This is a genomic window from Arthrobacter pigmenti (assembly GCF_011927905.1).
Taxonomy (GTDB): Bacteria; Actinomycetota; Actinomycetes; order Actinomycetales; family Micrococcaceae; genus Arthrobacter_D; species Arthrobacter_D pigmenti.
This window is the reverse complement of sequence record NZ_JAATJL010000001.1, coordinates 2,012,057-2,031,476: the sequence shown is the minus strand read 5'-3', so window position 1 is coordinate 2,031,476 and position 19,420 is coordinate 2,012,057. Positions and strand designations below refer to the sequence as shown.

Sequence of the window (19,420 nt, the reverse complement as noted above, 5' to 3'; positions counted from 1 at the left end):
GGCTGCTTCGGCTTATAGCGACGGCGGGCGGCAGCAGCCGCTATTGCGCCCGCGCGGCGTTGCCGCCCGGAACTGTCAGAGGCGCCCGGTAGCTTGGAAACATGAGGTTACTCCACACATCCGACTGGCATCTTGGCCGCTCCTTCCATGGTGTCGGCATGCTTGAAGCGCAGCAGCTTTTCGTGGATCAACTGGAGAAGACGGTCCGCGAGGAAGAGGTGGACGTTGTCCTGGTCTCCGGGGATGTCTACGATCGGGCGCTTCCCGCGGTGGATGTAGTGGAGCTGTTCGATGAAACCCTGGAAAGGCTTACGGTGGCCGGCGCCCGGGTGGTGGTGAGCAGCGGTAATCATGACTCCGCGGTCAGACTGGGGTTCGGCGGCAAACTGATCGAACGGGGCGGAGTGCACCTGCGCACCCGGCTCGAGGACATTGCGCGGCCGGCCCTGTTTCAGATTGACGGGGAGGCGGAGCTGGCTGTCTACGGTCTGCCCTACCTGGAACCCCGTATGGTCGCTGATCAGTTGGGCTGCGAAGCTCCCACCCATACCGCGGTAACCGCTGCTGCACTGGACCGTGTTCGGGAGGATCTGGGCAGGCGGCGTGAAACGCGCACGGTGCATTCGGTGGTCATGGCGCACACGTTCACCAGCGGTGGCGTGGGATCGGATAGCGAGCGTGAGCTCAGCATGGGTAATCTCGGGGTTGTCCCACTCGAGGTTTTCAGCGGGTTCGACTACGTGGCGCTCGGGCATCTCCATGGCAGGCAGCGGCTCGCCGACCGCATTCGCTACTCGGGATCTCCTCTGCCTTACTCCTTCTCGGAAGCCAGTCACACCAAGGGGGCTTGGCTCATTGACCTGGATGTGAGCGGGGTGACCGGCATACGGGAGGTCTCCTGGGAGCCGCCGAAGCGGCTGGCCATCCTGAAAGGGCCCATCGATGAACTGCTGGAGACGCCTGTTCACCGGTATGCCGAAACCGCGTGGTGCCACATTACGCTCACCGACTCCGAGCGGCCACGGCAAGCGATGGAACGGTTGCGCGTGCGCTACCCGGGTGCCCTTGTGTTGGCGTTCGAACCCGCTGCCGGCAATGACGCCACCCGGATGACCTACAGCCAGCGCATTGCTCAGGCAGCCGATGACAACGCGGTCTGCTGCGGATTCCTCGAGCATGTTCGTCAGCGGAAGGCCGATTCTGCGGAAGCCGCCCTCTTCGCCGAGATGATCGACACCATGCGCGCAGCAGAGAGCGGTTCATGAGAATTCATCGGCTGGAGATTCAGGCGTTCGGTCCCTTCGCCGAGCGGCAGCACGTTGATTTCGACGCCCTCACCGAGCAGGGTTTGTTCCTGCTGAACGGCCCAACCGGGGCAGGAAAGTCCAGCGTGCTCGACGCCGTCTGCTACGCGCTCTACGGTTCGGTGCCGGGTGCCCGGCAGACCGCGAAGAGGCTGCGAAGTGATCATGCCCCTGAGAACCTGATGCCGGAGGTCGTCTGCGAATTTTCTGCCGGTTCAAGGCGGCTGGAAGTCACTCGGAATCCGGCGTGGCAGCGCCCGGCAAAGCGTGGAAAAGGAACTACACCCGAGCAGGCAAAAACACTGCTGCGTGAGCGCGTGGAGGGGGAATGGATCACCCGTTCAACACGGAACGATGAGGCCGGGGCCGAGCTCCAGGCCCTCCTCGGCATGAACCGCGAGCAGTTCACCCGGGTGGTGATGCTGCCCCAGGGGGAGTTCGCAGCCTTCCTACGAGCCGACGCCGCTACGCGGGCTGAGCTTCTGCAGCGGCTCTTCGCCACTGACCGGTTCTCCACGGTGGAGCAGCTGCTTGCAGACTACGCGGCATCGGCGGCTGCAGGCCGGGAGAAGGCGGAGGGGGAGCTGGATGCAGTGCTGGCCAGGGCAACGGAAGAGGTACGGCGCCACGGTTTGGAGGATGACGAGTGTGAGGACGTGCCCGGAGAAGGCGGAACGGCAGAGAACCAGACTGGGCAGCCCAATCTGATCATTCTGCAGGACCGCCTGATGTCCGCTGTACAGCGGGGCCGCGAACGGGTGGCAGACCTGAAAGTCCTGCGGGACGCGTCCGTTGAGAAACGATCCCGGCTGGAAGGTGAACGTCGGGACCGCACGGGGTATCAACGGCTGCTAGCGGAGACGGAAAGTAACCGGAAGAACCTTCTGGTAGCGGCCGAGCTACAGAAGGCGATCGAAAACCACCGTCGCGCGCAGGTCCTCGAAGGGCCACTGCAGGCACGGGACCAGTGCGGGGAGGAACTGCGGCTCCGGGAGGATAGCCTGCGCTCGGCGGTGACGAGGTTGCGCCGGAACGAGCTGGCGGATAGGGAAGTGCCTGAGCTCACGGAGTTACTCAGCGACGAACGCCTCGAGGGACTGGAGACGGCATATAGGCGCATTCGCGAGGAACTGGCGGCCACGCTCGCAGCCCAGCCGCAGGAACGGGAGCTTGCAGCCCTCCATACGCGAATCGCCGGCGCAGAGCGGAAAGTCGAGGAGCATGCCTCCGACGCCTGGCGGTGCGCTGGTACCCGCGAGGAGCTGGAGGCGGAACTCGCAGCGGGCACAACTGACCTCCACGCTGCTGAGACAGCATCCGCTCGCGCCGTCGGTTTGACCTCCGAGTGCGAGGAAGTAACAGGGAGGCTCGCCCTGCACTCCAAGGCAGAGACCGCGGAGCAGTCGTTGGAGCACCTGGAAGACCTGCACAGAACTCACACGGGGCTGTTCCTTGAGGCAAAGGAACACTGGCTCGAGAAATTGCGGCTGCGTTTGGAGCAGGCTGCTGCTGAACTGGCTGCCGGACTCCGGGAAGGGGATCCGTGTCCCGTCTGCGGCGGCGAAGAGCATCCGGAACCTGCGACCATCGGCGACCATGCTTTGGTGAGTCGCGAGGAAGAGGAACGGGCGCGCACAGACCAGGAACACGCCGAACAGCGCCTGCGTGAAACGTCAAAAGCCCGTGATGCCGCTGCGCTTGAGGCGGCGGGCCTTAGAGCACGCGTCGGGTCGCTGGATCCGGAGGACGCGCGGGAAACCCTCCGCGGGCTCCAACAGGAGTTGGCCGAGACGGAACTATCGGCGTCCAGGCTCCCCGCTCTCTCCGCAAAGAAGCTCGAACTTGAAAGGCGGCTTACCGAGCTTGAGGCGCGGCGGCAGGAACTGGTGCGCAGCGAGGCGCGCGAATCGTCCCTCATTGCGGCCCTGCGGGAACAGGCTGCCGCCCTGACTCTACGGGTGGACGCAGTCCGTGCAGGCTATTCGTCGGTCGAGGAACGTGTGGCAGCGCTCAGGCAGGTGGAGGAAGGCATCGGAGCGGTCTGTTCTGCTATCAGCAGGCGGGATCACGCCCAGGAATCCTTTGCCACGGCAGAGACTGCGCTGCAGACACGCCTGGCGGACAGCGGTTTCGTGCGCGACCAGGCGGTGCGGGATGCGCTGCTGCCGCATGGTCGGGCGGCCGAAGCAGAGCGGACAATCAGGGAAGCCGAAAGCACCGCGCATCGGATTGAGCTCGAGCTCCAGCGCCCGGAAAATCTTTCGGCGGCAGCTCTGGATCGTGAGGGTCATGCTGTCCCTCGGATCGAGGACATTGATGCGGCTGCCCGGAGCGAAGAGGACGCGTTAACCAAGCTGGAACGGGCGGTGCTGGACGTTGGTCTGCTTGAACAATCAGTGGTGCAGCTTGCTTCCTACGCTGACCGCGTGAAGATCCTGGAGGAACGGCTCGAGCCCCTGCGCCGAGCGCACCAGCTCGCCAAGTCCGTTGCCGACACCGCGCGCGGCAACGGGGAGAACCTCTACAAGATGAGCCTTGCCACCTACGTGCTCGCGGCCAGGCTTGAGCAGGTTGCAGATGCGGCGACAGAACGCCTGCAGCAGATGTCGGACGGCCGGTACGCGCTCGTGCACAGCGACGCCAAATCGGGGAACAAAAAGTCCGGGCTTGGCCTCCACGTCACTGATAACTGGACGGGGACGAGCCGCGACACCGCCACCCTGTCCGGGGGTGAGTCATTCATGGCGTCGCTGGCGCTCGCACTGGGGTTGGCCGATGTCGTGCAGCAGGAGTCCGGGGGCCTGGACATTGAAACACTCTTTGTCGATGAAGGATTCGGCAGTCTGGATGAGCAGTCGCTGGAACAGGTAATGGACGCGCTCGAGAACCTGCGCGACGGCGGGAGAGTGGTTGGACTCGTGAGCCATGTTCCCGAACTCAAACAGAGAATTCCCGCGCAACTACTTGTGCTGAAAGGGCGGACCGGCTCCACCCTTCGCTTCGTGGATCAATTGCAGCGGGTGTAAAATCATGGGTGTTACCGGGTTCGGCGCATCGGGAGGAGGGACGATGCGCGCTTTGAAGTACCGGAAAGAACATGGCTACACCATCCCCGGCGTCCTCCAGCCGCACGCACAGTCCCACACCCGCTGAGTCACCCGATATGCAAAAGGGCCGCTTCAGCCGCCTTCCTGCCATTGCAGGCAAGACCTTCATTCCGCTCGGTCTGATTGCCCGGCTGCCGCTGGCGATGCTCACTGTGGGCGCGCTCACCCTGATCACTGCTGTAAGCGGATCCTACGCCGCAGGTGGTTTCGCGGCGGGCGCGGTGGGAATTGGTTCAGCGCTCGGTGCTCCGACCCTCGGATTCCTCGCCGACAAGGTGGGGCAGCGGCCCGTGCTGCTTGTCGCGGCTGCACTCAATGCGCTGGCCATCGCCGGTATGGTAATCGTCGGCTACGCCGGTGGCCCTGGTGCCGCGATCATCCCCACGCTGCTAGCTGCCTTTGCCATGGGCGCCACCTGCCCGCAGATCGGCCCGCTCGCAAGAGTTCGATGGATGGCACTGACCGAAGGCCACCGACCGGCCGACCTCGACACAGCCATGTCCTACGAAAGCACCGCCGATGAACTGACCTTCGTGCTTGGTCCCGCACTCGTGGGTCTGCTGGCAAGCCTCGTTGCTCCCTGGCTTCCGCTCGCACTCGCGGCAGCGCTGACTGTGGTGTTCGTGTCAGCCTTCGCCGTGCATCCGACCGAACAGTCAGTTGTACCGCTGCGGAGCCGGCCACGCACAAAGGCGCGGTTAACAGGCTTTCGTCGGGGCGCGGGAAGCCGCGGGATTTCAGTGGCGGTTCCCATCCTCGGAATGGTGATGATGGGAACCTTCTTCGGATCGACCCAAACCGCGCTGATCGCATTCGCCGGCAGCTTCGACGCCGCGTCCTCGGCCGGACTCCTGTACGCAGTCATGGGCATCAGTTCGGCGGTAGCGGCCCTCTCAGTCGCCTACTGGTCACAGCGCTTCAGCCACCCATTGCGCTGGATGGTGTCCGCTGCCGCCATGTGCGCCGCGGCCCTGTTGCTGTTCCTGCCGCAGGGAATCCCGCTCATGCTCCTCGTCCTCTTCGTGCTCGGCATTCCGGTTGGGCCCACGATGGTCACTATTTTCAGTATCGGCTCGCTGGTGGCACCGAAGCACCTGGTCGGAACGGTGATGACGCTCCTTGCAAGCGGAATCGTCGCCGGCACGGCCCTGGGTGCCTCGGTGGCTGGCGCGCTCGCGGAACGCGGTGGACTGAATGCCTTCGCGGTTCCTGGGATGGCGGCCGCGGGCCTGTTGCTGCTCGGGTTGCTGTCGGGTGTCGTTGTGCGGAAACATTGAGTTGCCTAGCGCGTCGAAACCTCCCCGCACTCGCTCCGCTCGCACGGGTACCCCGCGTTTCTAGCGCGTCGAAACTTCCCCGCACTCGCTCCGCTCGCACGGGTACCCCGCGTTTCTAGCTGAGTTGGTTCTCGACCGCGTGTGCGCTGCGGGCGATGCGCGCACCGAGCTCCGCAGGCGGGTGAGCTGAACGGATATAGACGACGGCCACCGCGGCCGGCAGGCGACCGGGCAGCCGCACAGGAGCAGCGACCGAGGACAGCCCGGCGATCACCTCGTCATGACTTGTGGCGAAGCCCGAATTTCGCGCGAGCCGTGACTCCTCCCGATAGGGCTGCGCAGGCGCCAGTCGTTGCCACTCTTCTTCGCTCACCGCAGATTGGATAGCGATGCCGGGCGCCCCGGCACTGAAGGCATGCCTGCTGCCCGGACGCTGCGCCACAGCAGCAGCGGAGTCGCGGGGTTCCACGGTTACGAGCGTCACGCAGTCGTGCTGATCCCAGACCGCAATGAACGCGGTCATTCCCAGTTCATTGGCCAGCGCAGTCAGCTCGGGCAATGCTGCAGCCTGCAAGTCCCGTGATACTCCACGCGCCAAAGCGGCGAGACCGGGGCCTGAAGAGACTCTGCCCGCGCCATCGCGAACCACCAGCGAGTGGTCCTCCAGGGTTCGCACTATCCGATAGGCGATCGAGCGATGGACAACCAACTCGGCAGCAAGATCGGCAATGCTCAGGGCATTAGGCGAGTCGGCGAGGATTTCCAGCGCACGCAAACCACGGGAGAGCGTCTGCGAATGCTGGGGCGTTGTGTCGGAAGTCACATCACGATATTATTCACTATAAGAACGTATTGTTCAACTATCGAACACGCTCGGACCGCTGAGAACTAGGAGGCATCACAGAAGGCGATTGAAGAGTATGATCTAAACCACATTTACCGAACGTTCTGTCGGTAATTCAAGTCCGTCCACTTGGAGTAACAATGACGTCTTCAACAGCTGCCCCACGGCAGCGCATGTCGCGGGAGGACCGCAAGGTAGTTGCCGGCACCATGGTTGGCACCACCATCGAATGGTATGACTTCTTCATCTTCGCGCAGGCAGCCGGGCTCATCTTCGCCCAGCTGTACTTTGCTCCCCTGGGCGAAGACAGCCCGGGCCTCGCCCAGCTAGTCTCCTGGGCCACTATCGGCATCAGCTTCTTCTTCAGGCCTCTTGGCGCGGTGGTCGCCGGACACCTGGGGGACCGCATCGGGCGCAAGGCCATGCTGGTCTTCACCCTGGTCATGATGGGGGCATCCACGGCGCTGATCGGCCTGCTGCCGACCTACGCACAGATTGGTGTCGCAGCTCCGATCCTTCTGATGCTCCTCCGCATCCTGCAGGGATTCTCGGCAGGAGGTGAATGGGGAGGTGCCGCCCTAATGGCGGTGGAACATGCGCCTGTCAATAAGCGCGGCTTCTGGGGCGCCTATCCTCAGATCGGCGTTCCCGTCGGGATGATACTTGCGACGCTTGTACTGTTCGCGCTGCGATCGTCCATGTCCGAGGAAGCTTTCCTTGCCTGGGGTTGGCGTGTGCCCTTCCTGATCTCCGTTGTGCTGATCGTGGTTGGATACTTCATCCGGATGGCGGTTGCCGAAAGCCCTGTCTTCAAGGAGATGTCCGAACGCAAGCAGGAGTCGTCAGTCCCCCTTGCCGAACTCTTCCGGCATAACACGAAGCAAGTAATCCTGACGGCGGCAATCTTCATTGCGAACAACGCAGCCGGTTATCTCCTCATTGCCTTCTTCTCTGCGTACGCTGTCAGGACGCTAGGCATGCCGGCCGAACCGGTGCTGTTCGCTACCCTGCTGGCATCCTTCGGCTGGCTTATCTTCACAATGTACGGCGGCATCCTTTCGGACCGGATTGGGCGCGTACGCACCTTCCAGATTGGCTATGCGATTGTCTTCGTCTGGATGATCCCGCTGTTCATGATGATCGACACCCGCAACATACTGGCTTACGGCGTTGCGCTCTTCGTGCTCACGATCGGACTGGGGCTTTCCTATGGACCAATGTCGGCGATGTACGCCGAGATGTTCCCTCCGCAGGTGCGCTACTCAGGCATCGGTATCGGTTACGCACTCGGCGCGATACTCGGCGGTGCGTTTGCTCCTTTGATCTCGCAGGCGTTGCTGAATGAAACCGGCGGCTCGATCTCGATCGCCATTTACATCATGGTGCTCTGCGTCATCTCGTTCGTGGGCGTAAGCATGGTCAAGGAGACACGCGGCGCACCGCTGCGTGTGTCGGAAGTCCACAAGCAGGCCAGCGACAAGTAAGCAACACGCCGAAGGCCGCCCTGCGTCGTCGTCCTCGTTCTATCATTGACGAGGACGACGACGCAGGGCGGCCTTTCGCTGTTTGTGAGCACTCACGAGCCACCACGACACCATGGATAGTGCCATGGGTACTTCTCCCCATGGTTGATTCCGGAGATGGTTCGTAGACTTCATATCAAGACGGGCCTTGTACGAGGGGCCCGCCACCGGGCTGACGGGCCCGGGTTTTGAAAGGCCGGCTCGCCAGGGTTCCCCCAAGCCCTCCCGAGCTGGCCTTTCGCACGTGGGGGTATTCGAACCACCCGACAGACCGCGACGCTCCGGCACCTGCTAATCGGGACTGACTGGCCGCCGCTGCTGCAGCCCGAGAAGAAGCGCATCGAGTCCCACCTCGAACGCCAGATCCGCCTGGCGCCCGCCAACTCCCCGGTCCTGTGCTGCCACGGCCGCTGTGAACCGCGGATAATCCTCGGCAAGCTTGCCCGGCTCAAAAATGGTTTCAGGAGCGGTCGCGTCGAACGCCGAGCCGAAGATGAATGACTCCAGTGCGACGATGGCCGGCACGATCATCTCCTCGGGCCAGTCGGCCTCCGCAAATCCACGGGTGACCGCCTCATATACGGCGAGAGTCTGCTTCGCACCGCTGACCGGCAGCACGGCGATCACCGGGATCAGCGGCGTGTGCCGCGTGAAGACGTCGCGGTAGGACCGGGCGAAGCGGCGCACAGCGTCTTCCCACGGCTCGCCTCCGAACCCGGATACGTCAACCTGCGTCATCACGTGGTCCTGGACCAGGATCAGTACGTCACCCTTGGATTCGACATGGTTGTATAACGACGACGGCGCCACATGCAGCGCGCGGGCGAGTGAGGACATTGTCAGGCCCTCATAGCCACGGGACTCGATCAGGGTGAGGGCCGCTTGGGTGATCGACTCCTGTGACAGGACCTTGTTGAGTGGTCTGCCTGCCGATCGCTGTGAACCTGTTGCGGTGGCCATACGTGGTGCTCCTGATGTCTGCGCGATGCTTCGGAAGGCTTACCGGCCCGCGGTCTGCCCGGTATCCACCGTAATCGAAGAGGAGTTATTGGGATGCCATAGCACGCTGGTGGTGTGGTCCAAGGGCACGAAGCGCCGCTGTCGTAAGCACATAGCGCTGCTACCGTAGTGCCATGCCGGAGATGCCTGAAGTTCAGGGGCTGGCCCAATTCCTGGGTAGCAAGCTTGTGCCCGAGGATGGGCCGCCCGCGGTTGTGCGGGACCTGCAACTGGGATCCTTCGCGATCCTCAAGACGGCGCAGGTAACGCCTGCAGCACTCGCAGGGATGTCCTTCACCGGTGTCGGCAGACGGGGCAAGTTCCTCATCCTGAGCCTCGAAGGCGTACATCTGGTGTTGCATCTTGCGCGGGCCGGATGGCTGCGCTGGTCGGATGCCATCCCGGGTACGGTGCTGCGCCCCGGCAAGGGACCCATCGCGTTGCGGCTAAGGTGCGCCGAGCCGGACGGTTACGGCTTCGACATCACCGAAGCGGGCACACGGAAGTCGGCGGCTGCGTACCTGGTCGGGGATCCTGCCGAGGTGCCCGGAGTGAGCAGGCTCGGGCCCGAGGCCTTTGACGTGGGCAGGGAGCAGTTCCTATCGATGCTCCAGGGGCACCGGAACCAGCTGAAGGGCCTGTTGCGGGATCAGTCGTTCATCGCCGGAATCGGAAACGCATACAGCGACGAGATCCTGCACGCGGCCCGGCTTTCGCCGTTCACCCTGGCGACAAGTCTCACTGATGAACAGCTCGCGGACCTTTACACGGCGATGCATTCAGTCCTCGAAACTGCGGTCAAAGCGGCCGCCGGAAAGCCTGCGAAAGAGCTCAAGGACGCAAAACGACGTGAAATGAAGGTTCATGGCCGAGCCGGAGAGACCTGCCCTGTGTGCGGGGATGCCGTGCGTGAAGTGTCCTTCGCGGATTCAGCCCTGCAGTACTGTCCCACCTGCCAAACCGGTGGTAAGCCACTCGCAGACAGAAGAACGTCGAAGTTCCTTAAATGAACGCCTCTGAGCCGAAGTCTCCACCCCATCCTGCGGGTGGCAGGAATAGGATCAATAGCGTAAGCATCCGGTTCCAACCACGGAGGTAGTCATGACCAGTGAGCCACGCGATCACGACAAGGACGCTCAGGGCGAGGAGTCCAAGAGCACTGAGCCGGAAGGAACCATCCCCAATTCCGAGGACGGGGTAGGCGCTACATCAACCGACGAGCCGAGCAGCTTCGAGCCGGAGGAAGACCCGGACGAAGACGTCAACTGAGGCTGCGGCCGCTAACCGAGGCTCGGTGCGCGCGAGGGCGGTTCGGGAATGTGTACGTTCCCGGTGGTCACGCCACCAGTGACGACCTCGTGAGTCTCGTCCTCGGCAGGCACGGAATGTGACAGGGTGAGCGGCGCGGCGTCGTCGTCCTTGTGGCTCTCCCAGGAGCGCAGGGCGACGGCGACCTCGTGCGCGTCGGGGCGCGCCTGTGGATCACGTGAGGTCATCCGCTGCAGGAGGTCCTTCCACTCCGGGCCCAGCGACTCCGGTACGTCGGGATCGCGAAGCAAGCGGGCGACGGCGGCTTCCACCACTGGCCCGGGGAATGCCTTCACGCCTGTCAGGCATTCGAGGAGAACCAGTCCGAGGGAGTAGATGTCGGTGCGGGGTTCAACGGTGGTACCTTCGGCCTGCTCCGGGCTCAGGTAGTTCGCCGTCCCGATGGTGGCACCATGGGCGGTTGACTGGGTGGCATCGACCATACGGGCAATCCCGAAGTCCGTGAGCTTCGGATACAACCGGGTGTCCTGATCACCCGAGTGGTACATCAGGATATTCGCCGGCTTCACGTCGCGGTGGATGACTCCCTGCGTGTGGATGTAGGCGAGCGCGTCGGCGAGGTCTGCACCCAGCTGTGCCACGTGGTCGGAGGGGAGCGGCCCTGATTTCAGGAGCTTGCGCAGGTCCAGTCCGTCGACGAGTTCCATGACGAGGAAGCTCGTGGTTTTCCCGGCGCCGTTGTCCTGCAGCCCGGCGTCGTGCAGCGTGACGAGCCCCGGGTGATTCAACGTCGACAGCAGCAGCGTCTCGGTGTGCTGGCGGCGGTAATCGTCATCATCAGAGGTAGTGGGGTTGAACACCTTTACTGCGACATCCCGGCCGAGGTTCCGGTCCAGTGCCCGAAACACCGAAGCTGCGCCGCCGGTACCGATCAGCTCAACCGGCTGGTACCGCTCGGCCAGGAGTTCATCCACGTGAGACCTCCGGGAAGAAAGAAGTTATAAGAGTGAAAAGCGAGTGATAAGCATGCTGATCACCTTCGATATTCTACCTTGCCCGCGGCGCGCAAAAAGCCTTGCCCTGCCCGTGGCGCTAAAAGTTCGGTAATTGTTACGCGGCCAGGAACTCGATGGCCGTGCTCTTGAAAGTTCTTGAGGTTACGGCGTTGGTGTGTGTGCGGCCTGGCAGCCAGAGGACCTCCGCCTGAGCGCTCAGCTCCGCTAGTTCAGGGAGGGTCCGTGCGCGTTCATCGGCGTCGCCGGCAACCAGTAGTAGCGGCATGTGCGGCACGGCGTCGGAGGGCACGAACGGCTCGCGCTTGATTGCTTCGATCATGGTCAGCAATGCGAAGACATCGTTTGTCGGCACCAGGCGGGCAATCGTGAGCAGCCCGGCGGTTGACTTATCCTCGATCGGAGTGCCGTCTGTCAGGAAGCGCTGGGCGGCAGCGAGGTCGAATTCGGCCAGCGGATCGCCGCTGCCGGGTCCTCCCAGGACCATCCGGTGCACCAGCTCTGGTTGGGTGGCGCCGAACTCCCAGGCAAGGCGGGAGCCCAGCGAGTAGCCGATGATGTCCACACCGGAGGCCGGATTGCCTTCGGTCAGTGGAACCACATGCGCGTCCTGGAGGATTTGCAGGATATCGGCGCGGAGCCGACTGGGGGAGTAGGCATCCATCTCCTCGGGGGCGGCGCTCAAACCGTGCCCTGGCAGGTCGACGGTGACCACTTTCCGGCCGGTCTCTGTCAGCGCCCGCACCCAGCCGGAATCCTCCCAGTTCAGCTTCGCCGACGAGGCGAACCCATGCAGCAGGAGGACCGGGCGGAGGGCTGACTCCCCAGCCGGTGCGGAGATTGCGACGTTGAGCCGCGGGTCTGTGCCCTCCACCAGATGGTCACTGTGCCGTCCCATGACATCCCTCAACTTTCTCTGCTTTGGTTGCCCGGTCAGTCCTCGACGACATTGCCGGGCCCTGCTTGAACTCTAACCACAGTTCGGGTCTGGGGCGACGCAAGTGGAGGGGGAATGACAGTTCAGCCACGGCGATGCTCCACTACTCGCTGGATCCGGAACAGGATGCCCTGCCAGGTGCCGTCGTCGCGCGCTTGTCTGCCCGAAGCGCAGAGGTGGTGGGCCTGCTCCGGATTCGACGGCGTGACGACCATCAGCCCTGGAACAAGGGTGGAGAGTGCTGCGGCTGCGATAGTTCCAGTGAAGAGTGCAGTGCAGAAAGTAAATGCGGCGAAGAACTGTGCTCCGTTGAACAGATCTCCGCCGCCCGGCCAGCAGTGGCCAACCCGTGTGACTTTAGTCACCGCTTCTGTTCGGATGCAAATCGGCGTCCACATGAGCGGCCATGTTGGCCGTCCCGGCGCGGGAGGATGCGGGCGGAGCCTGCATCGAGCGGGCGCTGACAACCGCCGCACAACCGCCGCGCGGCCAAAAAATCGCTCTGAGCGCCCGCTCGGTGAGGGAGTGGGGGACGCGTTCACAAACCGGACGTCTTCGCGGGCTGATTCGTCGATTGCTCGAAGTCGGGTCTACAATGACTTAGAGTCAACTTGACTATAAGTCCTGCATTGAGGAGGTGAACGATGGTGAGGCCCGATTCAGCCAATGTCTCCGAACGGAGCGAGCAGCCGCCGTCGTTGGCTATCTCCACGGTGATCTTCGCATTGCGGCCAAGCGAATCCTCCGGACGCCCCACCCTCTGGCTCCCGCTGGTGCGCAGGATCCGCCAGCCCTACCTCGGGCAGTGGGCACTGCCTGGCGGACCGCTGGCCCACTCCGAGTCGCTGCAGGACGCCGCTGCGCGCAACCTCCTCGATACCACGGGCCTCGCTCCGAAATACCTTGAGCAGCTCTACGCCTTCGGAGGGTTGCACCGTTCGGTTGGCCACCGGCTGGTCTCCATCGTGTACTGGGCGCTGGTGCAGCCGGACGAGGCTGAACTGACGCGGGAGTCGACCAACGTGCAGTGGTTTCGGGCGGATCGGCTGGAGGCCCTCGCTTTCGACCACAACGAAATAGTGGACTACGCGCTGTGGCGGCTGCGCAACAAAATGGAGTACGGGTCTATCGCCTACCACTTCCTGGGCGAACGGTTCACCCTCGCCCAGGTCCGTGAAGTGTACGAGGCAGTGCTGGACAGGCAATTGGACCCGGCCAACTTCCGCCGCCAGCTGCGCTCTGCGCCGCACATCCAGGAAACCGATGAATACCTCCAGGGCACGCGCCACCGCCCACCACGGCTGTACCGCTACACCGGTCCAGCACCGCTCTACGGAGCGAACCAACAGTCCAAGCAGCCCGCAGAGGGCCTGAACGAGTCCGAGTTACGGAGAGTCCCATGACGAGCATCAACACCGCCATCCAGCTGATCACGCGCGAGGACGCCGAGCGCTCGCAGGCGTGGGGAAGTACCTGCAGCCCGGAGCTGGCGAAGGGCCCGTGGGAGTTCGACGCGCCCGCAACACCGGAACAGGTTCCCGACTACGGTCCGGGCGCGTCCATGCAGGACACTGCACCGGCGAGCACCCCGCGGCAGGGTGAGCTGCCGGAGGAGTACCGCCTTGCGGGGGAAGCGGAGCTCGACGCCCGCATCGTCGCAGCGAAAGAGACGCTGGGGGACAGGCTCGTGATTCTCGGCCACTTCTACCAGCGGGATGAGGTGGTGAAGCACGCCGACTTCGTGGGTGATTCCTTCCAGCTTGCGAATGCAGCGCTGACCAAGCCCGACGCCGCGGCGATTGTGTTCTGCGGCGTCCACTTCATGGCCGAGACCGCGGACATCCTGTCCCGCAGTGACCAGAGCGTCATCCTCCCCAACCTCGCGGCCGGCTGCTCCATGGCGGACATGGCCGACATTGACTCGGTGACCGATTGCTGGGAACAGCTCGAAGAGCTGTTCGGGACCGAGCCCGACGACGACGGCCGCCAGCCGGTCATCCCGGTCACCTACATGAACTCTTCAGCCGCGCTGAAGGCGTTCTGCGGCGAGCACGGCGGCATCGTGTGCACCTCCTCGAATGCGGCAACCGTACTCGAATGGGCGTTTGAGCGGGGACAGCGTGTGCTCTTCTTCCCGGACCAGCACCTTGGCCGGAACACCGCCAAGGCGATGGGCGTCCCGCTGGAACAGATGCCCATGTGGAACCCGCGAAAGGTGCTGGGTGGCAGCAGCGAGCAGGAACTGCTGGATTCGCGCGTGATTCTGTGGCACGGCTTCTGCTCGGTTCACAAGCGCTTCACGGTGAACCAGATCGAGAAGGCGCGTGCGGAGTTCCCCGGTGTACGGGTGATCGTGCACCCCGAGTGCCCCATGCCCGTGGTGGACGCCGCGGATGAGGCGGGCTCCACCGATTACATCCGCAAGGCGATCGCCGCCGCGCCGGATGGCACCACCTTTGCCGTGGGCACGGAGATCAACATGGTCAACCGCCTGGCAGCGGAGTTCCCGCAGCACACCATCTTCTGCCTGGACCCCGTGATCTGCCCGTGCTCGACGATGTACCGCATCCATCCGGGTTACCTGGCGTGGGTGCTCGAAGGATTAGTGGCAGGTGAGGTGCGCAACCGGATCACCGTGGACAGGGACGTCGCGACGCATGCGCGGGTCGCACTTGAGCGGATGCTGGCCGCGAAGCCGTGACACGTGTCCTGGTTGTCGGCAGCGGTATTGCCGGTCTGTACACCGCACTGGAACTGCGTCGGCGGTCCAATGTCGACGTCACTCTCGTGGCCAAGGGTGCGTTGCGCGAGAGCAACACCTGGTATGCGCAGGGTGGAATCGCGGCGGTCCTGCCTGGTGCGGAGTCGACGGACAGCACGGGCCGGCACGTGGCCGATACCCTGACCGCTGGTGCCGGACACTGCGACGAGGAAGCAGTCCGTGTGCTGTGCGCGGATTCAGCGGCACATATCGACCGGCTGCTGACCCTCGGAACCCGTTTCGACAGGACCGACGACGGCGCGCTCGCCGTTGGGCACGAAGCCGCGCACTCGGCGCCGCGTATCTTGCACATCGGGGGTGACGCAACCGGTGCCGGTATTGCAGACCCGCTGGTCCGGGCCGTCGAGTCCGATCCGCGGATCACCATTCTCGAACATACTTTCCTCGCGGACCTGACGACTAGCGGCGGGCAGGTGACGGGCGCCGTCGTCGTTCGTGGAAGTGGCGAAAGCGTACCGCTGGAGACCGACGCCGTGGTGCTGGCGACCGGTGGTGCCGGCGGGCTGTTCCGGCACAGCACCAATCCGTCCGTTGCCACGGGCGACGGCGTTGCGGCAGCCTGGCGTGCCGGTGCCGTGGTGGCGGATCTCGAGTTCTTCCAGTTCCACCCGACCTCCCTGGACGTGGACGGGCATCCGTTGATCTCGGAAGCGGTTCGCGGTGAAGGCGCGGTGATCAGGGATGCCGCAGGACACCGCTTCATGGGCGACTATCACCCCGACGGCGAGTTGGCGCCGAGGGACGTGGTCTCCCGTAGCATCGCGTTGCATCTGGCGAGGACGGGCGAAAGCCGCGTCTTCCTCGACGCTACGGCATTCAGTGCCGGGTTCCTGTCCCGCCGCTTCCCCACACTGACTGCTGTGACAGCGGCGGCGGGCTTCGACTGGTCCCGGGACCTGTTGCCGGTTGTACCGGCGGCGCATTACTGGATGGGCGGAGTTGCGACGGACCTGTACGGCCGCACCTCCCTTCCTGGCCTGTATGCGGTGGGCGAGGTGGCCCGAACCGGCGTGCACGGCGCCAACCGGCTTGCCTCCAATTCCTTGCTGGAGGGACTGGTGTTCGGAGCCCGTGCGGCCAACGTCATCACCGGTTCGGCTGGAAACTGGCCGGTGTTCGACGCACAGGAAGTTGACCTGTCGATGGGGCGCGAGACCGCCCGACGCGACGACGTACGGCAGGTCATGTCCGAGCACGTCTGTGTGCTGCGCGACGAGTCCGGCTTACGCGTCGCCGCCAAGCAACTGGCTCAATGGCGGGTTGGCGGATCGTCGATCGAGGACCGGGAAACCGCCAATCTGCTGCTGTGCGCACGGCTGCTCACTCACGCAGCCGCCCTTCGGAGCGAGTCCAGGGGCGCACACTACCGCAGCGACTTCCCGACGGCGGGCGCCGCCGTCGTCGGACCTACCATGCTGAGGAGCAGCACGTGAGATTTGCACTGGCCACCCCGTCCGCAACCGAGGTCGACCGGATTGTCGCCGCAGCCCTGCAGGAAGATGCTCCATGGGGTGATGTGACCTCGCAAGCGCTGATCCCGGGTGACGCGCAAGCCGAGGCAGCGGTGGTTGCCCGCGAGGCCGGGATCTTCTGCGGCGAACTGGTGATCGAGGCGGCCATGCGGCTGACCGCCCCCGGCCTGCAGGTCGCGTTCCAAGTCACGGACGGTGAGGCGTTCGACGCCGGTGCTGTGCTGGCTACCGTGCACGGGCCCGCGAGATCGTTGCTGACGGCCGAGCGTGTGGCCCTCAATCTCGCGCAGCGGTTAAGCGGGATCGCAACGCTGACGGGGAAGTTCGTTGCCGAAGTGGCTGGTACGGCCGCCCGCGTTGTTGATACCCGAAAGACGACACCGGGTCTGCGGGTCCTTGAGCGCTACGCGGTCCGGTGCGGCGGAGGGCACAACCACCGGTTCAGCCTGTCCGATGCCGTGATGGCCAAGGACAACCACCTTGCGGTCCTGACCCAGGGCGGCGTACTTGGGCTGACCGAGGCACTTCAAGCGGCCAGGGCGCGGCTTCCCCACACCGTCCACTTCGAGGTGGAGGTGGACCGGCTGGATCAGATCGAACCAGTGCTCGCTGCAGGGGTGGACACCATCATGCTCGACAACTTCAGCATTCCGGAACTTGAGGCCGGCGTCCGGCAGGTAGCGGGGCGTGCGCTGGTGGAAGCGAGCGGCAACGTGCGGCTGGAGACCGTCGGGGCAATTGCCCGCACCGGTGTGGACATCATCTCCTCCGGAGCGCTGACCCACAGTGTGCGGGCGCTCGATCTGGGACTGGACATCAGGATCAGCATCGAATCCCCAGCGGGCGGTATGCCGTGATCTACCTGGACGCCGCTGCAACTGCCCCGGTGCGGCGGGAGGTTCTCGAGGCCATGTGGCCGCTGCTCACCAGCGACTACGGGAATCCGTCGAGCCACCACAGCGTCGGGGAGTCAGCTGCCCGGGCGCTCGACTACGCCCGCCGCCTCGTGGCGAATGAGCTGAACTGCCGGCCGAACGACGTCGTCTTCACCTCCGGCGGTACGGAAGCCGACAACCTTGCCATCAAGGGCATCGCGTTGGGGCGTCCGAAGGGCAGGCACATTGTCGCTTCGGCCATTGAGCACCCGGCTGTCCTGGAGTCCCTGGACTACCTTGAGCGCCTGCACGGGTTCAGCATCGATTTGCTTCCGGTGACGGCCGAGGGGACGGTCGAGGAGGCTGTGCTGCGCAACGCGCTGACGCCTGAGACCACCCTGTGCACTCTCATGTACGCCAACAACGAGGTGGGCACGGTGCAGCCTATTGCTACGCTCGCAGCCGTGTGCCGCGAATTCGGCGTGCCGCTCCATACCGACGCCGTACAGGCTGCCGGCTGGTTGTCGCTGGACACCGCGCAGCTGGGCGTCGATGCGCTGAGCATTTCCGGCCACAAGATCGGTGCGCCTAAGGGCAACGGAGTGCTGTACGTCCGGTCACGGCTGCCGCTGGAACCGCTCGTTCACGGTGGGGGGCAGGAGCGGGGCAAGCGGTCAGGCACTGAGAACGTTGCGGGAGCCGTGGCTGTTGCCACGGCTCTTCAGCTGGCCCAGCAGGAGCGCGAAACCGCTGCGGCTGCGGCAACTACCCGACGCGACCATCTGATCTCTGCCGTGTTGGACGCGGTGGATGGTGCATTTCTTACCGGCCACCGCGAGCACCGGTTGCCGAACATCGCATCGTTCTGTTTTCCGGGGACCAGCGGCGAGGCGGTTCTGCTGGAACTGGAGCGTGCGGGCGTGGTTTCTTCGAGCGGCTCGGCGTGTGCGGCGGGCGCAAGTGAGCCATCGGCCGTGATGCTCGCCCTTGGAATTGAACCGGAGATTGCCCAAACGGCGCTACGCCTTTCATGGACGTCTTCGACTACCGACGCCGAGATCGCGCTGGCTGCCCGCGCTGTCATTGCCTCGGTTCGGACTGTGCAGGGGCTGGGGAACCTGGTCTAGCGTCCTGTCCTGCCAGGAGAGCCGCTATCGCGTTCGGGTCCTCGACATGGGCGAAATGGCCGGTTCCCGCCAGCACGACCGTCCGCGCGTGCGCGATCAGCGTCGTCAGTTCGCGCAGTTCTGCTGCTGGGGTGAAGATGTCCTTCTCGCCGCGTACCAGAACTGTTGGACAGGAGATCCCACGCCACCTGCCGACGTCGTACTGTCCTAACGCGCGGGCCGCGGCAATGAAGGACGCCGGACGGGCGTCGCGCGCGAGGTCGGTGAAGACCTGCGCCCGAACGCGGGACGGATGGGCGAAGAACGGGGCAAGGATGAGCCGGAGCAGCCCGGTGCGCCGTGCGAAGCCGAGTAGCTTCGGTCCGGCTTTGCGAGTTGCCCTAAGGAATCGCATCAACGCATACATGCCCACCAGCGGCGCCATGGTGGGGTTCATGAGGGGATTGCCAAGGGCAGCGGCAGCGGTCAGCGCTGTTGGTGAGAGTACGACGACGGCGCGCGTCTTGCCAGGCTCAGACGCGGCGATTTCCAAGGCAAGCACCCCACCCATCGAGTGGCCGAAGATGGACCATGACCGGTAATTGAGCGCCCGCAGGACGGTCCTCACCGCGGCGCCCTGCTCCTCGATCGAGAAGGGTAGTGTGCCGGGAGAATCGCCCCACCCGGGCAGGTCGATGAGGACTATATCTGACTCCCGGCCCGGCGCGCGGGTGTCGATGAATTCGCTGAAAGTGCGCCATGAGCCGGACGCTCCGTGCAGGAAGACCCAGGGAGGTGCGGCCGGTGTCGTGCCTTTCAGGACCCGGACGGCTACAGGTCCGAGGCTCGTGGGGACGGTGTGCTTCATATAGGTGATTCTGCGCCGCGCCCGTCGCGGATGCCTCCCCGCGG

17 protein-coding genes are annotated in these 19,420 nt (G+C 64.3%); 11 read left to right on the top strand and 6 right to left on the bottom strand.

What is annotated here, in order from left to right; all coding sequences use genetic code 11:
* The first annotated feature begins 101 nt into the window (after nucleotides 1-101).
* From BJ994_RS09330 to BJ994_RS09320, 3 genes are all read left to right on the top strand, one after another.
* Nucleotides 102-1,265: an exonuclease SbcCD subunit D gene (locus BJ994_RS09330; protein WP_167993570.1), complete on the top strand. Its 1,164-nt coding sequence runs from the start codon at nucleotides 102-104 to the stop codon at nucleotides 1,263-1,265.
* Nucleotides 1,262-4,330, top strand: a complete 3,069-nt coding sequence (locus tag BJ994_RS09325; RefSeq protein WP_167993569.1) for an AAA family ATPase — start codon at nucleotides 1,262-1,264, stop codon at nucleotides 4,328-4,330. Before BJ994_RS09330 ends, BJ994_RS09325 begins: the two co-directional genes overlap by 4 nt.
* A 71-nt stretch (nucleotides 4,331-4,401) precedes the next feature.
* On the top strand, nucleotides 4,402-5,688 hold the full coding sequence (locus BJ994_RS09320) for an MFS transporter (protein WP_209066735.1): 1,287 nt from the start codon (nucleotides 4,402-4,404) through the stop codon (nucleotides 5,686-5,688).
* Between the two features lie 115 nt (nucleotides 5,689-5,803).
* Here the strand turns inward: BJ994_RS09320 and BJ994_RS09315 are convergent, their stop codons facing one another.
* Nucleotides 5,804-6,511, bottom strand: a complete 708-nt coding sequence (locus BJ994_RS09315) for a helix-turn-helix domain-containing protein (RefSeq protein ID WP_167993568.1) — start codon at nucleotides 6,509-6,511, stop codon at nucleotides 5,804-5,806.
* A gap of 161 nt (nucleotides 6,512-6,672) precedes the next feature.
* On the opposite strand from BJ994_RS09315, the gene BJ994_RS09310 reads away from it, so the two are divergent.
* Nucleotides 6,673-8,016, top strand: a complete 1,344-nt coding sequence (locus tag BJ994_RS09310) for an MFS transporter (RefSeq protein ID WP_167993567.1) — start codon at nucleotides 6,673-6,675, stop codon at nucleotides 8,014-8,016.
* 330 nt (nucleotides 8,017-8,346) lie between these two features.
* Here BJ994_RS09310 and BJ994_RS09305 read toward each other — a convergent pair whose 3' ends face one another.
* A complete protein-coding gene (locus tag BJ994_RS09305) occupies nucleotides 8,347-9,015 on the bottom strand; it encodes a TetR/AcrR family transcriptional regulator (RefSeq protein WP_167993566.1) in 669 nt (222 codons plus the stop codon).
* Between the two features lie 173 nt (nucleotides 9,016-9,188).
* On the opposite strand from BJ994_RS09305, the gene BJ994_RS09300 reads away from it, so the two are divergent.
* Together BJ994_RS09300 and BJ994_RS09295 are read left to right on the top strand one after the other, a co-directional pair.
* Nucleotides 9,189-10,064: a DNA-formamidopyrimidine glycosylase family protein gene (locus BJ994_RS09300; protein WP_167993564.1), complete on the top strand. Its 876-nt coding sequence runs from the start codon at nucleotides 9,189-9,191 to the stop codon at nucleotides 10,062-10,064.
* A 91-nt stretch (nucleotides 10,065-10,155) separates the two neighbouring features.
* Complete coding sequence (locus BJ994_RS09295) at nucleotides 10,156-10,323, top strand: hypothetical protein (RefSeq protein ID WP_167993562.1); 168 nt, start codon at nucleotides 10,156-10,158, stop codon at nucleotides 10,321-10,323.
* Nucleotides 10,324-10,334: 11 nt separating this feature from the next.
* Here the strand turns inward: BJ994_RS09295 and BJ994_RS09290 are convergent, their stop codons facing one another.
* The 3 genes from BJ994_RS09290 to BJ994_RS09280 form a co-directional block, all read right to left on the bottom strand.
* Nucleotides 10,335-11,297 carry a protein kinase domain-containing protein gene (locus BJ994_RS09290; RefSeq protein ID WP_167993560.1) on the bottom strand — a complete coding sequence of 321 codons (963 nt, stop codon included), beginning with the start codon at nucleotides 11,295-11,297 and terminating at the stop codon, nucleotides 10,335-10,337.
* 136 nt (nucleotides 11,298-11,433) lie between these two features.
* The gene (locus BJ994_RS09285; protein ID WP_167993558.1) at nucleotides 11,434-12,234 is read right to left on the bottom strand and encodes an alpha/beta fold hydrolase; all 801 of its coding nucleotides are present in this window, start codon (nucleotides 12,232-12,234) and stop codon (nucleotides 11,434-11,436) included.
* Between the two features lie 122 nt (nucleotides 12,235-12,356).
* Nucleotides 12,357-12,638, bottom strand: a complete 282-nt coding sequence (locus BJ994_RS09280) for a hypothetical protein (protein ID WP_167993556.1) — start codon at nucleotides 12,636-12,638, stop codon at nucleotides 12,357-12,359.
* Between the two features lie 279 nt (nucleotides 12,639-12,917).
* Between BJ994_RS09280 and BJ994_RS09275 the strand changes: the two genes are divergently transcribed.
* Genes BJ994_RS09275 through BJ994_RS09255 form a run of 5 tightly spaced genes read left to right on the top strand, consistent with a single transcriptional unit; the run spans nucleotide 12,918 to nucleotide 18,529 of the window.
* A complete protein-coding gene (locus BJ994_RS09275) occupies nucleotides 12,918-13,676 on the top strand; it encodes an NUDIX hydrolase (RefSeq protein WP_167993554.1) in 759 nt (252 codons plus the stop codon).
* Nucleotides 13,673-14,974 (top strand): quinolinate synthase NadA, encoded by a 1,302-nt coding sequence (gene nadA, locus BJ994_RS09270; protein WP_167993552.1) that lies wholly within the window; start codon nucleotides 13,673-13,675, stop codon nucleotides 14,972-14,974. The genes BJ994_RS09275 and nadA overlap by 4 nt, the downstream gene beginning before the upstream one ends.
* Nucleotides 14,971-16,488, top strand: coding sequence for an L-aspartate oxidase (gene nadB, locus BJ994_RS09265; protein ID WP_167993550.1), 1,518 nt, complete (start codon nucleotides 14,971-14,973; stop codon nucleotides 16,486-16,488). The genes nadA and nadB overlap by 4 nt, the downstream gene beginning before the upstream one ends.
* Nucleotides 16,485-17,384 (top strand): carboxylating nicotinate-nucleotide diphosphorylase, encoded by a 900-nt coding sequence (gene nadC / locus BJ994_RS09260; RefSeq protein ID WP_342450335.1) that lies wholly within the window; start codon nucleotides 16,485-16,487, stop codon nucleotides 17,382-17,384. Before nadB ends, nadC begins: the two co-directional genes overlap by 4 nt.
* The gene (locus tag BJ994_RS09255; RefSeq protein WP_167993548.1) at nucleotides 17,381-18,529 is read left to right on the top strand and encodes an aminotransferase class V-fold PLP-dependent enzyme; all 1,149 of its coding nucleotides are present in this window, start codon (nucleotides 17,381-17,383) and stop codon (nucleotides 18,527-18,529) included. The genes nadC and BJ994_RS09255 overlap by 4 nt, the downstream gene beginning before the upstream one ends.
* On the opposite strand, the gene BJ994_RS09250 is transcribed toward BJ994_RS09255, so the two are convergent.
* A complete protein-coding gene (locus BJ994_RS09250) occupies nucleotides 18,483-19,376 on the bottom strand; it encodes an alpha/beta fold hydrolase (protein WP_167993547.1) in 894 nt (297 codons plus the stop codon). The two genes, BJ994_RS09255 and BJ994_RS09250, sit on opposite strands and share 47 nt — an antisense overlap.
* Between the last annotated feature and the right edge of the window lie 44 nt (nucleotides 19,377-19,420).

Coding starts and splice junctions, on each gene's coding strand:
- BJ994_RS09330 (WP_167993570.1), top strand. CDS start 102: ATGAGGTTACTCCACACATCCGACTGGCATCTTGGCCGCTCCTTCCAT.
- BJ994_RS09325 (WP_167993569.1), top strand. CDS start 1,262: ATGAGAATTCATCGGCTGGAGATTCAGGCGTTCGGTCCCTTCGCCGAG.
- BJ994_RS09320 (WP_209066735.1), top strand. CDS start 4,402: ATGGCTACACCATCCCCGGCGTCCTCCAGCCGCACGCACAGTCCCACA.
- BJ994_RS09310 (WP_167993567.1), top strand. CDS start 6,673: ATGACGTCTTCAACAGCTGCCCCACGGCAGCGCATGTCGCGGGAGGAC.
- BJ994_RS09305 (WP_167993566.1), bottom strand. CDS start 9,015: ATGGCCACCGCAACAGGTTCACAGCGATCGGCAGGCAGACCACTCAAC.
- BJ994_RS09300 (WP_167993564.1), top strand. CDS start 9,189: ATGCCGGAGATGCCTGAAGTTCAGGGGCTGGCCCAATTCCTGGGTAGC.
- BJ994_RS09295 (WP_167993562.1), top strand. CDS start 10,156: ATGACCAGTGAGCCACGCGATCACGACAAGGACGCTCAGGGCGAGGAG.
- BJ994_RS09285 (WP_167993558.1), bottom strand. CDS start 12,234: ATGGGACGGCACAGTGACCATCTGGTGGAGGGCACAGACCCGCGGCTC.
- BJ994_RS09275 (WP_167993554.1), top strand. CDS start 12,918: ATGGTGAGGCCCGATTCAGCCAATGTCTCCGAACGGAGCGAGCAGCCG.
- nadA (WP_167993552.1), top strand. CDS start 13,673: ATGACGAGCATCAACACCGCCATCCAGCTGATCACGCGCGAGGACGCC.
- BJ994_RS09250 (WP_167993547.1), bottom strand. CDS start 19,376: ATGAAGCACACCGTCCCCACGAGCCTCGGACCTGTAGCCGTCCGGGTC.